Source organism: Lysobacter sp. CA199 (genome assembly GCF_052078715.1).
Taxonomy (GTDB): domain Bacteria; phylum Pseudomonadota; class Gammaproteobacteria; order Xanthomonadales; family Xanthomonadaceae; genus Lysobacter.
The window spans coordinates 203,139-216,652 of record NZ_JBQJIL010000006.1 but is presented as its reverse complement, the minus strand read 5'-3'; the positions used below and the strand labels follow the sequence as shown (position 1 = coordinate 216,652).

At 68.7% G+C, this 13,514-nt stretch carries 15 protein-coding genes; 7 read left to right on the top strand and 8 right to left on the bottom strand.

Translation table 11 applies throughout. The features are described from left to right. Positions 1–9: 9 nt before the first annotated feature. From ACTOWJ_RS12340 to ACTOWJ_RS12330, 3 genes are read right to left on the bottom strand one after another with little or no spacing between them, the layout of a single operon-like run. A complete protein-coding gene (locus tag ACTOWJ_RS12340; protein WP_441334921.1) occupies positions 10–174 on the bottom strand; it encodes a hypothetical protein in 165 nt (54 codons plus the stop codon). A 12-nt stretch (positions 175–186) separates the two neighbouring features. Next, on the bottom strand, positions 187–2,163 hold the full coding sequence (locus ACTOWJ_RS12335; RefSeq protein ID WP_441334920.1) for a molybdopterin cofactor-binding domain-containing protein: 1,977 nt from the start codon (positions 2,161–2,163) through the stop codon (positions 187–189). Between the two features lie 8 nt (positions 2,164–2,171). Beyond that, a complete protein-coding gene (locus tag ACTOWJ_RS12330) occupies positions 2,172–2,627 on the bottom strand; it encodes a (2Fe-2S)-binding protein (protein WP_441334919.1) in 456 nt (151 codons plus the stop codon). Positions 2,628–2,970: 343 nt separating this feature from the next. Here ACTOWJ_RS12330 and ACTOWJ_RS12325 point away from each other — a divergent pair, with 343 nt between their 5' ends. Then, the gene (locus ACTOWJ_RS12325; RefSeq protein WP_441334918.1) at positions 2,971–3,978 is read left to right on the top strand and encodes an XdhC family protein; all 1,008 of its coding nucleotides are present in this window, start codon (positions 2,971–2,973) and stop codon (positions 3,976–3,978) included. Between the two features lie 3 nt (positions 3,979–3,981). Next, on the top strand, positions 3,982–4,614 hold the full coding sequence (locus ACTOWJ_RS12320) for a nucleotidyltransferase family protein (RefSeq protein WP_441334917.1): 633 nt from the start codon (positions 3,982–3,984) through the stop codon (positions 4,612–4,614). Positions 4,615–5,473: 859 nt separating this feature from the next. Here the strand turns inward: ACTOWJ_RS12320 and ACTOWJ_RS12315 are convergent. Together ACTOWJ_RS12315 and ACTOWJ_RS12310 are read right to left on the bottom strand one after the other, a co-directional pair. Further along, positions 5,474–5,689 (bottom strand): hypothetical protein, encoded by a 216-nt coding sequence (locus tag ACTOWJ_RS12315; RefSeq protein ID WP_441334916.1) that lies wholly within the window; start codon positions 5,687–5,689, stop codon positions 5,474–5,476. Positions 5,690–5,983: 294 nt separating this feature from the next. Continuing rightward, positions 5,984–6,919 carry a LysR family transcriptional regulator gene (locus tag ACTOWJ_RS12310; protein ID WP_441334915.1) on the bottom strand — a complete coding sequence of 312 codons (936 nt, stop codon included), beginning with the start codon at positions 6,917–6,919 and terminating at the stop codon, positions 5,984–5,986. Between the two features lie 103 nt (positions 6,920–7,022). On the opposite strand from ACTOWJ_RS12310, the gene ACTOWJ_RS12305 reads away from it, so the two are divergent. Then, positions 7,023–7,469, top strand: a complete 447-nt coding sequence (locus ACTOWJ_RS12305) for a carboxymuconolactone decarboxylase family protein (protein WP_441334914.1) — start codon at positions 7,023–7,025, stop codon at positions 7,467–7,469. A 336-nt stretch (positions 7,470–7,805) separates the two neighbouring features. On the opposite strand, the gene ACTOWJ_RS12300 is transcribed toward ACTOWJ_RS12305, so the two are convergent. Next, a complete protein-coding gene (locus ACTOWJ_RS12300) occupies positions 7,806–8,642 on the bottom strand; it encodes a class I SAM-dependent methyltransferase (protein ID WP_441334913.1) in 837 nt (278 codons plus the stop codon). Positions 8,643–8,799: 157 nt separating this feature from the next. Here ACTOWJ_RS12300 and ACTOWJ_RS12295 point away from each other — a divergent pair, with 157 nt between their 5' ends. The 3 genes from ACTOWJ_RS12295 to ACTOWJ_RS12285 all read left to right on the top strand — a co-directional run bounded on the left by ACTOWJ_RS12295 (position 8,800) and on the right by ACTOWJ_RS12285 (position 11,704). Next, the gene (locus ACTOWJ_RS12295; RefSeq protein ID WP_441334912.1) at positions 8,800–9,405 is read left to right on the top strand and encodes a TetR/AcrR family transcriptional regulator; all 606 of its coding nucleotides are present in this window, start codon (positions 8,800–8,802) and stop codon (positions 9,403–9,405) included. 4 nt (positions 9,406–9,409) lie between these two features. Next, a complete protein-coding gene (locus tag ACTOWJ_RS12290) occupies positions 9,410–10,642 on the top strand; it encodes an MFS transporter (RefSeq protein WP_441334911.1) in 1,233 nt (410 codons plus the stop codon). 117 nt (positions 10,643–10,759) lie between these two features. Beyond that, a complete protein-coding gene (locus ACTOWJ_RS12285; RefSeq protein ID WP_441334910.1) occupies positions 10,760–11,704 on the top strand; it encodes a DedA family protein/thiosulfate sulfurtransferase GlpE in 945 nt (314 codons plus the stop codon). A 12-nt stretch (positions 11,705–11,716) separates the two neighbouring features. Here ACTOWJ_RS12285 and gloA2 read toward each other — a convergent pair whose 3' ends face one another. Next, positions 11,717–12,106: an SMU1112c/YaeR family gloxylase I-like metalloprotein gene (gene gloA2, locus ACTOWJ_RS12280; RefSeq protein WP_441334909.1), complete on the bottom strand. Its 390-nt coding sequence runs from the start codon at positions 12,104–12,106 to the stop codon at positions 11,717–11,719. A gap of 155 nt (positions 12,107–12,261) precedes the next feature. Here gloA2 and ACTOWJ_RS12275 point away from each other — a divergent pair, with 155 nt between their 5' ends. Continuing rightward, positions 12,262–12,546 carry a DUF4031 domain-containing protein gene (locus tag ACTOWJ_RS12275; RefSeq protein ID WP_441334908.1) on the top strand — a complete coding sequence of 95 codons (285 nt, stop codon included), beginning with the start codon at positions 12,262–12,264 and terminating at the stop codon, positions 12,544–12,546. A gap of 7 nt (positions 12,547–12,553) precedes the next feature. Here ACTOWJ_RS12275 and ACTOWJ_RS12270 read toward each other — a convergent pair whose 3' ends face one another. Next, a complete protein-coding gene (locus ACTOWJ_RS12270) occupies positions 12,554–13,183 on the bottom strand; it encodes a LysE family translocator (RefSeq protein WP_441334907.1) in 630 nt (209 codons plus the stop codon). Positions 13,184–13,514 lie beyond the last annotated feature (331 nt).

Genomic DNA, 13,514 nt, shown 5'->3' with positions numbered 1-13,514 from the left:
GGCACCGGCTCATGAGGACAAGCGCAGTGGCAGCTCTCGCAGCCGCTGTCCGGTCAAGGCGAAGACCGCATTGGCGACCGCTGGCGCGATCGGTGGCGTGCCGGGCTCGCCGGCGCCGCCGGATTTCTCCGCGCTGCGCATCACATGCACTTCGATCCGAGGCGCGCGATCCATGCGCAGCACCGGTTAGTCGTGGAAATTCGATTGCTCGACCCGGCCGTGCTTGAAGGTCAACTTGTCGCCGAGCGCGGCGCTCAAGCCGAAAGCGATGCCCGACTCCATCTGCGCGCGCACGCCTTCGGGATTGATCGCGACACCGCAGTCGATCACGCAGACCACGTTGTGGACCACGATCGCGCCGCCGTCCACCGATACCTCGGCGACCTGAGCGACGTAACTGCCGAAGGATTCGTGCACCGCCACGCCGCGGGCGCGACCTTGCGCCAGCGGCTGCTCCCAACGCGCGTGTTCGGCGACGGCCTCGAGCACGCCCAGGTGACGCGGATGCTGTTTGAACAACGCGCGACGATAGGCCACCGGATCGCGTCCGGCCAGGTCGGCCAGTTCGTCGATCAGACTTTCCATGACGAACGCGGTATGGCTGTGGCCGACCGAACGCCACCATTGCACCGGGATACCGACATCGCGCGGAGCGTGCAGATCGACGCGATGATCGGGCACGCCCTTGAGATACGGCGAGTCGGCGACGCCTTCGACCGAAGCGCCGTCGATGCCGTCGGGCGTCGGCGAGAACAACGGCTGGCCGACCAGCACATGCCGCCACGCGGACGGATGACCGTCGCGATCGAGTGCGATCCGCGCGCGGTGCAGGAACATCGGCCGATAGTGGCCGCCGCGCAGGTCGTCCTCGCGCGTCCACACCGTCTTGACCGGGCGTCCCGCGGCCTGCGCGACGTGCACCGCTTCGGTGACGAAGTCGCGATCGGAGGAAATGCGCCGGCCGAAACTGCCGCCCAGAAACATGGTGTGCAAGGTGACCCGCGCCGGCTCGATGCCGAGCACCTTCGCCGCAGCGCGCTGATCGCCGGACTGGAACTGGGTGCCGGTCCATATCTCGCAACCGCCGTCGGTAATCCGCACCGTGCAGTTCAGCGGCTCCATCGGCGCGTGCGCGAGATAAGGCACCAGGTACTCGGCCTCGACCGTACCGGTCGCGCGGGCGAGCGCGGCCTGGACGTCTCCGGAGCGCGCGGCGACCTTGCCGTCGGTATCGGCTAGACGACGAAAACGTTCGCCCAGCGCAGCCGTATCCAGGCCCGCGTTGGGGCCGGCATCCCATTCGACGATCAGCGCATCGCGCCCTTGCTTGGCCGCCCAATAGTGATCGGCGATCACCGCGACGCCGCTGGGCACCTGCACCACATCCCGCACGCCCGGCACTGCGCGCGCCTTGGCGGCGTCGAAGGATTTCACCTTGCCGCCGAACACCGGCGCGCGCGCCACCAGCGCGGTCAGCAAACCCTCGAACTGCACGTCCATGCCGAACTTGGCTTGCCCGGTGATCTTTTCCTTGCTGTCCAGGCGTTTGGTCGGCTTGCCGATCACGGTCCAGTCTTTGGGATCCTTCAGCGTCACCGCCTTGGGCAACGGCAGGCGCGCGGCCGCCGCGGCGAGTTCGCCGTAGCGCGCGCGCTGCGTACCGGCGATGACGCTGCCGCGTTCGGTGCGGCAGGCGGCGGCGTCCACGCCGAAACGTTGCGCGGCGGCGGCGATCAGCACGGCGCGGGCGGTGGCGCCGACCTGACGATATCGTTCGAACTCCGAGCGGGTGCTGCCCGAGCCGCCGGTGAGCTGCGCCTGTCGTTCCGGCAGCGCCGCGTAGGCCGGCGCGGCGGGCGCGTGTTCGACCCGGATCTTGTCCCAATCGACATCGAGCTCTTCGGCGACCAGCATCGGCAGCGTGGTCCATACGCCCTGGCCCATTTCGGATTTGTTGATCAGCACGGTCACGCTGTCGTCGTCGCCGATGCGCAAGAACGCGTCCGGCGCGTCCAGCGCCGCCGGATCGGCGGCGGGCGGCGTGGCCGGCGCGGTTTGCGCGAACGCGAAGCGCTGGCTCTGCGGCAGTGCGAAAGCGATCACCAGCCCGCCACCGAGCACGGCGCCGGAACGCAGGAAATCGCGGCGTGACAGCTCGGCCATCGCGGGTCTTAGCCCTTGCCGATATCGGCCGCGCGCTTCACCGCGGCGCGAATGCGCGGATAAGTGCCGCAGCGGCAGATGTTGCCCGACAGCGCCTGATCGATATCGGTGTCGGTGGGCTTGGGAATTTTCGCCAGCAGCGCGGCCGCGGACATGATCTGCCCGGACTGGCAGTAACCGCACTGGACCACGTCGATCTCGGCCCAGGCGCGTTGCACCGGATGACTGCCGTCCGCGGACAGGCCTTCGATGGTGAGGATATTCTTGCCTTCGACCGAAGACACGGGCGTCACGCACGAGCGCCGCGGCGAACCGTCGACGTGGACGGTGCAAGCGCCGCATTGGGCGATGCCGCAACCGAACTTGGTGCCGGTGAGATGGATCAGATCGCGCAATGCCCACAACAGCGGCATGTCCGGCGCGGCATCGATCTCGTGATCGGTGCCGTTGACGTTGAGCTTCATTCGGTTTCCCTCGCGGCGGCTGGGGTCCGTCGAGCCTACGCCAGCCAGGTGTCGCTGACCACATCGCCATAGGTAGGGGTCGACGATGCAGGACGGCGGTCCAGTTGCCGCGCGACGCGCGCGCTTGCCGAAAACTCCACGCTCCCCGCCCGTAGCGCGCGTCTTCAACGAACGCCAGCCGGCCCCGGTTTTCGCGATCGAGCCTGGGCTAAGCCGATCGCGCTATACGCTGAGTCATTCGGGCTTGCCCAAAACTGCAAGAACGTCGGTCGCCCGGCGCGCGCGTGCGGGCGGCCGCGCGATCGGTCTAGACTCGATCCATCCACCGCCCACGGACGTCCCCATGGCCGATTCGCCGGAACCGTCCCCGCCGCCGCGCACCGCCCCCGGCGGCGTGCGCGCGGTGATCGAAGCCAGCGCCGCCGCCGCCGAGCGCGGCGATCCGGCGACCCTGGCGGTGGTGCTCGACACCGAAGGATCGACCTATGTGCGGCCCGGAGCGCTGGCGCTGTTCGGCGCGCGCGTGGGCCAGGTCGGCTGGCTCAGCGGCGGTTGCATCGAGCCGGACATCGAGCTGCGCGCGGCCGAAGCGGCGCAGTCGCAGGGCATCGAGTGGATGGACATCGACACCCGCAGCGATGAGGACCTGTTCGCCGGTTCCGCGGTCGGCTGCCGCGGCCGGTTGCGGCTGGCCCTGCTGCCGCTGGCGGCGCTGCGCGACTGGCCGGCGCTGGTCGACGAGTGGCTGCGCGGCCACGGCGATCTGCGCCTGGACGTGCGCAGCGGCGGTGCGGTTTCGGCCGCGGTCGGCGAGGAACGCATGCGCTGGACCTTGCCGGTCAATCCCTCGCCGTGGCCGGACGGCGAATGGAAACTGGAGATCGCCGCGCCGCCGTCGGTGCTGGTGTTCGGCGGCGGCCCGGAAACCCCGACCCTGCTGCCGCTGCTGCGCAATCTGGGCTGGATGACCACCCTGGTCGAACGACGCCCGCGTTGGGCCGGGCTGGGCGCGCTGGCCGATCACGCGCACGCGCGCAGCCCGGCGCAGGCGCTGGCGACCGCGCGCCCGCACGATGCGGCGCTGGTGATGCACCACCATTTCGAACTCGATCGCGAAGCATTGGAACACCTGGCCGAAAGCGCCGCCGGCCAGGACATCGGCTTCGTCGGCCTGCTCGGGCCGGTGCGTCGGCGCGAGGATCTGTTCCGAGTGCTGCCCGCGGCGGCGCACGCCTCGTTGCAACCGCGCCTGCATTCGCCGATCGGCCTGCCGCTCAGCGGCGAAGGGCCGGAAGCGATCGCGCTGAGCGTAGCCGCGGAGTTGCAACAACACCTGCGCGGCCGGCACTGAGCCATGGCCGCCACTCACGCCGCGGTGGTGCTCGCCGCCGGCGCCAGCCGGCGTCTGGGCCGGCCCAAGCAACTGCTGACCCGCGAGGGCGAAACCCTGCTGCGCCGCGCCGCGCGGCTGGCGCTGGCCAGCGGCGCGGCGCGCACCGTGGTCGTGCTCGGCGCGAACCGCGAACGCCTGCAGAACGAACTGACCGGGCTGGCGGTTCAAAGCGTGTTCAATCCGCACTGGGAACAGGGCTTATCCAGCAGCCTGCGCGCCGCGGCCGATGCGCTCGACGTCGACCCGCCGTTCACCGGTCCGATCCTGGTGCTGGGCTGCGATCAACCGGCCTTGGAAGCCCATCATCTGTGCGCCCTGGTCAGCGGCGCGGCGGCGGCGGCGGCGGGCTGTGCGGCCGCCGTCCATCGGCAGGCCTTGGGCGTCCCGGCCCTGATCGCCCCGGAGTTATGGCGCGAGGCGACCGCGCTGCGCGGTGATCGCGGCTTCGGCGCGGCCCTGGTGCGACAGCCCGTCGGCACCGTGTGGCGTCTGGACGCACCCGATCTCGAACTGGACCTGGACACCCCGGCCGACCTCGACGAAGCCGTTGCGCGCGGATGGATCGACCCGCTGGCGGACAGATACGCCACATAACGATGGCGACGCCCTGCGATCGCTCCCTGTAGGAGCGGCGCGAGCCGCGACCAACCGAAGCGACGAACGCAAGCGCTGCAACCGAAGCCAGGGCACTCCGAGTGATGGATGCGCGACAGCGGTGGGGCCTATCGCTTCGGATGGATGCGCGACAGCGGTGGGGTTTATCGCTTCGGTGGGCTCGGTGGTATTTCGTTGCTTCGGTTGGTCGCGGCTTGCGCCGCTCCTACAGGGATTTTCGGGGTAACGGATTCGCTTGGGGATGGATTGATTCGCCACTTAGGCAAGCACGCTGCATCACTGAACGGCCACGCCCCGCGACCGCTCGCTGTAGGAGCGGCGCGAGCCGCGACCAACCGAAGCGACGAACGCAAGCGCTGCAACCGAAGCCAGGACACTCCGAGTGATGGATGCGCGACAGCGGTGGGGTTTATCGCTTCGGTGGGCTCGGTGGTATTTCGTTGCTTCGGTTGGTCGCGGCTTGCGCCGCTCCTACAGGGGCTTTCGGGGTAACGGATTCGCGTGGGGATGGATTGATTCGCCACTTAGGCAAGCACGCTGCATCACTGAACGGCCACGCCCTGCGACCGCTCGCTGTAGGAGCGGCGCGAGCCGCGACCAACCGAAACGACGAACGCAAGCGCCACAGCCGAAGCCAGGACACTCCGAGTGACGGATGCGCGACAGCGGCGGGGCCTATCGCTTCGGTAGGCTCGGTGGTATTTCGTCGTTTCGGTTGGACGCGCAAAAGCGCCGGGCTGTATCGCTTCGGCGGTAGCGCTTGCGTTCACCTCTGCGGTTGGCCCGCGCCGCCCGGCCAGACTCCTGTCAGCCGGGCGACGCAAACCGCACGCTGGCCCTAGGGAACCAGCGTGCCAAACACGGGCTGCGAATCGGCATCGTAGATAAGCAGCCACAGCCCCTTGGGGGCATGCGCGGCGTATTTGCGGGCCTGCGGCAGCACAGACTTCAGCGCCGCCTCGGCGCTGCGGTACTCCTGCGCGATCTCTGCAATCGCCACAGCCAGCGCGCTGTCGTCGCTGCCATCACGCTGCTTCAGTTCGACGCGAAACATGGGTCATCCTTGTAAAAGTTCAGCCGGCCCGGTCGGGGAGGTCCGTCTATGCGGACCTGTGACTCGGTAGTGCCGTCGGAGCGATTAAAAGATGCTTGTTGCGTGAACAGGAAACCGTCGCCGGAGTGCCCGTAAGCGTGTAGGATTTTTCCTAATCTGATGTGCCAAGCGTCACAGGTTTCAAAAGTAACTGTGGACTTGTCATGTCATTTGTTCATGTGGACCTGCTTCACGGTTGCAATATCCCGCGCTCGCTAGCCCCCTCGAAGCTGTTTTCAGTGCTTTGCCGGGCACCTACGCCGGCCGGGCCGGCCCGAAGGCCCCGTCCAGACGCGGCTGCAAGGCGGCGAACCCCTTGCACAGGGCGTCGGCGAATACCCGGATGCGCTCGGTCCGGCGCAGGTCCGGATGGCTCAGCAGCCACAGGTCCGAAGCCGCCGAGGGCGGTGGATCGCCGACCCGCACCAGGTGCCGCTCGGCGTCGCCCAGGTAGCACGGCAGCATCACCAGGCCCATGCCCTGCACCGCCGCGTCGCGCAGCGCCAGCAGACTGTTGGCGCTGAGCACGGCGCGCCGGTCGTACTGTTTTCGGCGCAACCAATGCGCCATGGCGATGTCGCCCAGGCTGCCGTCGGGGATCAGCCAGTCCATCTGGGCCAGATCGTCCGGGCCGGCGCCGCGCGGCAAGCGCAGCGAACGCGGCCGGTAGACCGCGGCGGCCAGTCGCGCCAGCTTGCGCCCGATCAGGGTATCCGGCGGCGGCTTGCTGCCCGGACGCAGGGCGAGGTCGGCTTCGCGGCGACCCAGGTCGTGCAGCGCGTTGTCGGTCACCACCTCCAGCACGATCCCCGGATGGGCCTGGCGAAACCGCGCCAGCAGCGGCACCAGCAGGCCCTGCAGCAAGGGCTCGACCGTGGTCAGGCGGACCTTGCCGGTCGGCCGCGCGTCCAGGCCGGCGAGGCGGCGCTCGGTTGCGCCGATCCGGGTTTCGATCTCGGCCGCCACCGCGATCACTTCCTCGCCGGTCGGGGTCGGCGTGTAGCCCTCGCGCGCGCGTTCGAACAGCCGCGCGCCGAGCGCGCGCTCGATCGCGTTGATGCGACGGAATACGGTGGGATGGCTCACCGCCAAGCGCTTGGCCGCGCCGTTGAGCGAACCGGCGCGCCCGACCGCGAGGATGAAGCGGTAGTCGTCCCAGGCCAGGCCGGGCGGGATCGCTGCGTTGTTCATCTATGCAAACTCAGCTTGCGTTGGTAGCGGAATGTATTTCAGCGATGAACATCCTAACCTGACCTCATCGCGTCGCACGACGCTTCATCTGAGGAAGCCCCCGATGTCCGCCCGTCTGGATTACAACAAGATCAACCCGCAAGGTTCGCGCGCCCTCGCCGGCCTGAGCGGGTATGTGGAGAAAAGCGGTCTGGAGCGCTCGCTGATCGATCTGGTCAACGTACGCGTCTCGCAGATCAACGGCTGTGCTTACTGCATCCGCGTGCATACCGAAGAAGCGGTGGAACGCGGCGAGACCCACCGCCGTCTGCACCTGCTGCGGGTGTGGCCGGAAGGTCCGTTCAGCGCGCGCGAACGCGCGGCGTTGGCTTGGGCCGAAGCGATCACCCTGGTCGATCGGGCGCCGGTATCCGATGAGATCTACGCGCTGGCGCGCGAACACTTCAACGACCAAGACCTGGTGTCGTTGAGCTACGCCGCGATCGCGATCAATGCCTGGAACCGGCTCGGCATCGCGTTCCGCAAACCCGACCCGGCATTGGCGGGCTAAGCGGTCGGCGATTCGATCGGCTCAGCGGTGGCAGGCGAACGCCGATGCGGGCCGGACAACCCGCTGTAGGAGCTGCGCGAGCTGCGACCGCGAAACCGCGAACATTGCGCAGGGTTCGTCGTCGCCGAAATGGCGCGGTCGCGGCTCGCGCCGCTCCTACCGGGGCGGTTGCAAGGGCGCGGCTGGTGAGGGCCGGACAACCCGCTGTAGGAGCTGCGCAAGCTGCGACCGCGAAACCGCGAGCATTGCGCAGGGTTCGTCGTCACTGAGATGGCGCGGTCGCGGCTCGCGCCGCTCCTACAGGGGTGGTCGTATGGGCGCGGCAGGCCAAGCGGCTCAAAACCGATAGCGCACCACGCCGCCCAGATCGCGCAGCCAACGCGAGCGATCGTAGATCCGGAACAACAAGCGCTGCGACCACGGCAGCGCCCGCACTTCCGGCAGATCCGCGTAACGCGGTTCGTCGACGAATTGCAGGCGCGGGTGCCAGTTCTCCAGTTCGGCCGCGCCGTTGCGTCCCCACTCGCCGATCCGCGCGCGGGTGGCGCGGATCATCCGCGCATTGCGCAGCATGCGCAGGGCCAGGCGGCCGTAGACATCGCACAGCAATTGCCCGCCTTGCGGGAAGTGATCGATCAATCGCCGCATCAGTTCGCGCACGTGCTGTTCGTCCAGATACGGGAACAGGCCTTCAGCGATCACCAGCACCGGCCGTTCGTTGTCGAGCTTGGCGATCCAGTCGGGCTCCATCACATTGGTCGCCAGGGTGCGGTAACGGCCCAGGCGCTGCGGCAGCAGATCGCGGCGCAGTTGGATCACCGCGGGGAAGTCGATGTCGATCCAATCCACGTCCAACGGCGGGTCGACCCGATAGATCCGCGAATCCAGCCCGCAGGCCAAATGCAGCACCAGCGTATCGGCGCGCGCTTGCAGCGCCGCGCGGGTCCAGTTGTCGATGACGCGCGAGCGCAGTGCCAGACCGCGGATGTCGTACCCGCTCAGGCCGAAGCGCTCGAAGTCGTAGTCGATGCGGCGCACCAGGTCGTCGGCCAGTGCGTCGTGCAGGATCGAGGGCGCGGCGCGATTGTCCACGGCCTTGGCGTACAGGGTGATCAGCAGGGTTTCCTGACTGCCTTCCAGGCGCATCGACAACTCCAGGGATGCATTGGGCATCCGCCGGCCGATTGTGCGGGCCCGGTTGTGACGCCCAGGCGTACGCGGCGGCAGCCGCGCGGTGTCGGCAGGTCGCAGGTCGGTTACGACTTATGGCGGATCACGCCGCCGCGGCCCCGGGCTATTAATAGATCAGTCGATCTATTAATGAGTAGTCATGCGCACCGTCGACCCCGCCCGCCATCGCCAGCGCCGCCAGCAGATCGTCGAAGCCGCCCTGGCCTGCTTCGCCGAGAAAGGCTTCCACGCCACCCGCACCGCCGAAATCTGCCGACGCGTGGGCATGAGCCCGGGCCACTTGTTCCATTACTTCGACAGCAAGGACGCGATCATCGAAGAGGTGATCGAGCAGGACCGGCACGAGGCCGCCCGGGCCTATGCCGCGTTGCGCGAGCGCGAGGATCACTACACCGCGCTGCTGGAATTGCTCGATCTCGCCCTCGATCTGGCCACGGCCCCCGCCTACGGCGCGCTGACGCTGGAAATCGCCGCCGAGGCCACCCGCAATCCGCGCATGGCGCGGCTGTTCGAGCGCGACGACGCCCAGATCAAGGCCGACCTGGGCGCGCTGCTGCGCGATGCGGCGAACGGGCGCCAGATCGATGCGACGTTGGACATCGAGTCCAGCGCGGTCTGGCTGCTGGCGTTGCTGGAAGGCGCGCTGTTCCGCGCCGCGGTCGATCCGGGTTTCGAACTCGAGCGCGAACGCGCGAGCCTGCATCGGTTGGTCGAGCGCTGGCTGCGCCCGGCCGGCGTGCGCTGAGGCCGTGGTCGCACTCGCGCCCGGCCCGCGACGCGGGCCCCTGCTCGGCAGCCTGGCTGCGGGTTTTTTCAGCGCCCTCGGCAATGCGGTGGCGATGGTCGCGTTGCCGTGGTTCGTGCTCGAACTCACCAACAGCCCGGCCCAGGCCGGCCTGGTGGCGGCCGCGGGCATCGTGCCGCTGATTCTCGGAGTACTGTTCGGCGGCACCATCGTCGAGCGGTTCGGGCCGCGCCGGGTCGCGGTATGCGGCGACCTGCTCAGCGCCGCTACCGTCGCCGCGGTGCCGCTGTTGCATCGCTTGGACGCGCTGAACTTGCCGCTGCTGTTGCTGCTGATCGCCGCCGGCGCCGTGCTCGACGGGCCGACCCGGGTCGCCGCCGATTCGCGTCGGCCCGAACTGGCGCGGCTGGCGCGAATGCGGCTGGAACGGGCGACCTCGTTCGACGAAATGCTGATGAGTCTGGCCGCATTGACCGGCCCGGCGCTGGCCGGTGTGGCGATCGCCGCCTTCGGCATGGCGCCCACCTTGTACCTCACCGCGGCCTGCTCGCTGGCCGCGGCGTGCCTGGACGCGGTTTCGCTGCCGGGCGCGCGGCGGCGGCGCCTGCACCTGGATCACAGCGGCTGGCGCGGTGCGATGGCCGGACTGCGCTTCGTGCTGAGTCAGCGCCTGCTGCGCGCGCTGGTGGTATTGGCGACCGCGTTCGTGGCGGCGTTCGGCGCGATCGAGGCGGTGGTGATGCCGGCGCTGTACCGCGCCCAAGGCGGCGCGGCGATCGATCTGGGCCTGTTTTTGTCCGCAGCCGGCGGCGCTTCGGCGCTGGCCGCGCTGGGCTATGCGCTGTACGGCCATCGGCTGAGCCGGCGCGCGGTGTTCCTCGGCGGCTGCGCGTTGCTGAGCCTGGCGGTGGCGATCCTGGCGCTGGCGCCGCCGTCGTGGCGGATTCTCGCCGGCGCCCTGGCCGGCTTCGGCGCCGGGCCGTTGGCGCCGATCGAGAACGCCGAATTGATGCGGCGCGCGCCGCAGGCCTTGCGCAGCCATGCGCTCGGTGCGGTCGCGGCGTTGAGTCTGGCGAGTCTGCCGCTGGCGATGATCGGGGCCGGCGCCACGGTCGAATACGTCGGCGCGCGGCCGCTGCTGACCGGTGCGGCCTTGCTGCTGGGCGCGCTGACCTGGATGGCCTGGCGCGGCGCGCCACTGCGCGCGCTCGACGGCGCCCCGGCGCGCGCCGGATAAGCCGCGGCCCGCGAACGCGATCGCCGCAACAGTGCGTGTCCGGCATGCGATTGCGGCGCGACGCCGGCGCGCGGAGACTGCGCATGGGCCGCACCGGCCGCACGACGGATTGCTTCGATGGACACGCTGCTGCATCTGATTCAGACCTACGGCCTGCTCGTGGTCTTCGTCAGCGTGTTCCTCGATCAGGGCGGCCTGCCGGTACCGGCGTATCCGCCGATCATCGTCACCACCGCGATCGCGGTGGACCACCAGCCCGAGCTGTGGCTCGCGGTGTTGCCGATTCTGCTGGTCGCCGCGCTCGCCGCCTTGTTGGCCGACAGCCTGTGGTATCTGGGTGGGCGCCGGATCGGCGCGGCCTTGCTGCGGCTGATGTGCAAGGTCTCGCTGTCGCCCGATTCTTGCGTGCTGATGACCCGCGGCATTTACGCGCGTTGGGGCGCGCCGTCGCTGGTGGTGGCCAAGTTCGTGCCGGGCTTCGCCGCGGTCGCGACCACCCTGGCCGGCGAAACCGGGACCTCGCCGCGCCGTTTCGCGCTGTACGACGGCTTGGGCGCGTTGTTGTGGGCGGGCGTGGCGGTGGCCTTGGGAGCGGTGTTTCATCGGGCGGTGAACGATTTACTCGATGGGTTGGAAACGTTGGGGCGGTACGGCCTGGTCTTGATTGGCGTGTTGATCGCGGGCTTGGTTGGCTACAAGCTGCTCAAGCGGCAGTTGTTCCTGCGCGAGTTGCGGATGGCGCGGATCTCGGTCGTCGAACTGGGCCAGTTGCTGGAAAACGGCGGCGGCCCGACCATCCTGGACGTGCGCTCGAACGAACAGCGCGACCATTCGGGCTGGATTCCCGGCGCGATCTTCGTCGCCTCGCTGAGCGACGACAATCTCAGCGGGATTCCGCCGGAACGCCGCGACGAGGTCATCGTCTATTGCGATTGCCCCAACGAGGCGTCCGCCGCCACCCTCGCGCGCGAGCTGCACCGTCGCGGCTTCAAACGGGTACGGCCGCTGGCCGGCGGCTTCGAGGCCTGGCGCGCGCAGGGGTTTTCGGTGATCAAGGCCTGAGCGGCGGGCGCGTCAACCGCGCTCGTAGAACTCGATCGGCAGATCGTCGGGATCGGCGAAGAAGGTGTAGCGACGGCCGGTGTACTCGTCCGCGCGCACCGGTTCGACCGCGATGCCGTGGCCTTGCAGCTCGCTCACGCAGGCATCGATGTCCTCGACCGCGAAGGCCAGATGGCGCAGACCGCAGGCTTCCGGATACGAGGGCCGCGGCGGCGGTTCGGGAAACGAGAACAGTTCCAGTTGGCTGCCGTCGGGCAGGGCCAGATCCAGCTTGTAGGAGCCGCGCGCCTCGCGGTAGACCTCGGCGAGCACGCGCAGGCCCAGCACCTGGGTGTAGAAGCGCTTGGAACGCGGGTAATCGGAACAGATGATCGCGACGTGATGGATGGCCGACAGCTGCATGACGACTCCGGCAAGCGGCGGGGGTTCGCTCGCGATGGGCCGATTGTCCGATATTCTCGGCACATCCGCCGTGCCTTGCCCGCATCGCGGCCGCCCCCTGCCCCGGAATCCGCTCCAACGCGTATGCCGCGCCGCCCGTTTTCGTGGAGAACGCCATGACCGTCTACGTCGACGACGCCGTCTGGCCCTGGCGCGGCGAGCGCTGGGCCCATCTGATGGCCGACACGCTCGATGAGCTGCACGCCTTCGCGCACAAGCTGGGCAAGCCGCGGGTCTCGTTCCAGGACAAGCTCAGCGGCTGCCATTACGACGTCACCGCGCGGATGCGCGAGCGGGCGATCGAACTGGGCGCGGTGGCGATCTCGCGTCACCGCGACCGCGCGCAAGTGCGCGCGATCATCCAGCGCGCGCGCGACCAGGCCGCCGGACGCGCGCCCTGAGCGCGACTCAACGGCGCGCGTCGGCCGCCATCCGCAACGCCAGCGCCGACAACACGCCGCCCATCACCCAACGCTGCGCGGCGACCCAACGCGGCCGCTCGGCGAGAAAATTCGCGATGCCGCCGGCGCCGGCGACGATCAAGGCGTTGACTCCCACGCTGATGCAGATCTGCAGACTGCCCAGCGCCAGCGACTGCAGCATCACGCTCTTGTGCGGATCGATGAACTGCGGCAGCAGGGCCAGATAGAACATCGCCACTTTGGGATTGAGCAGACTGGTCAGCAAACCCATCACGAACAAGCGCCGTGGACTGTCGGGCGCCAGCTCGCGCACCTGGAACGGCGAGCGGCCGCCGGGCTTGACCGCCTGCCAGGCCATCCACAGCAGGTACGCCGCGCCGCCGATGCGCAGCGCGTCGTAGGCGTAAGGCACCGCGAACAGCAGCGCGGTGATGCCGAAGGCGGCGGCGAACAGATAGAAGAAGAAGCCCACGCCCACGCCGGCCAACGAAATCAACCCGGCCTTGCGGCCTTGGCAGATCGAGCGCGACACCAGGTAAACCATGTTCGGTCCCGGAGTCAGCACCATCACCAAAGCCAGGCCGGCGAACGCCAACAACGACGACAACTCGAACATGCGCGTTCTCCTCGAGAGCGCGCGCGATCGGCGCGCGCTGGACGCACATCATCGCTCAAGCCGGGCGCGGCGGTCAGCGGCGCGGGTGCAACGCTGTGGGGTGGGGTTTGTGGAGCAGGGGCGAAGGCAAGAGCGAGAGCGAGAGCAAATCCCCCCCTAGCCCCCCTTTTTAAAAGGGGGGAACAGGTCGTGGCGGTATGTAGTGGCGTCGCTCGATCCTCGAACGATTGGCCTGGCGAAGATCCATCCGATCTCGGCGCTCAGTTCCCCCCTTTGAAAAATGGGGCTAGGGGATTTGCTCTTACCCCTACGCCCAAAAAAGAAGCCGCGA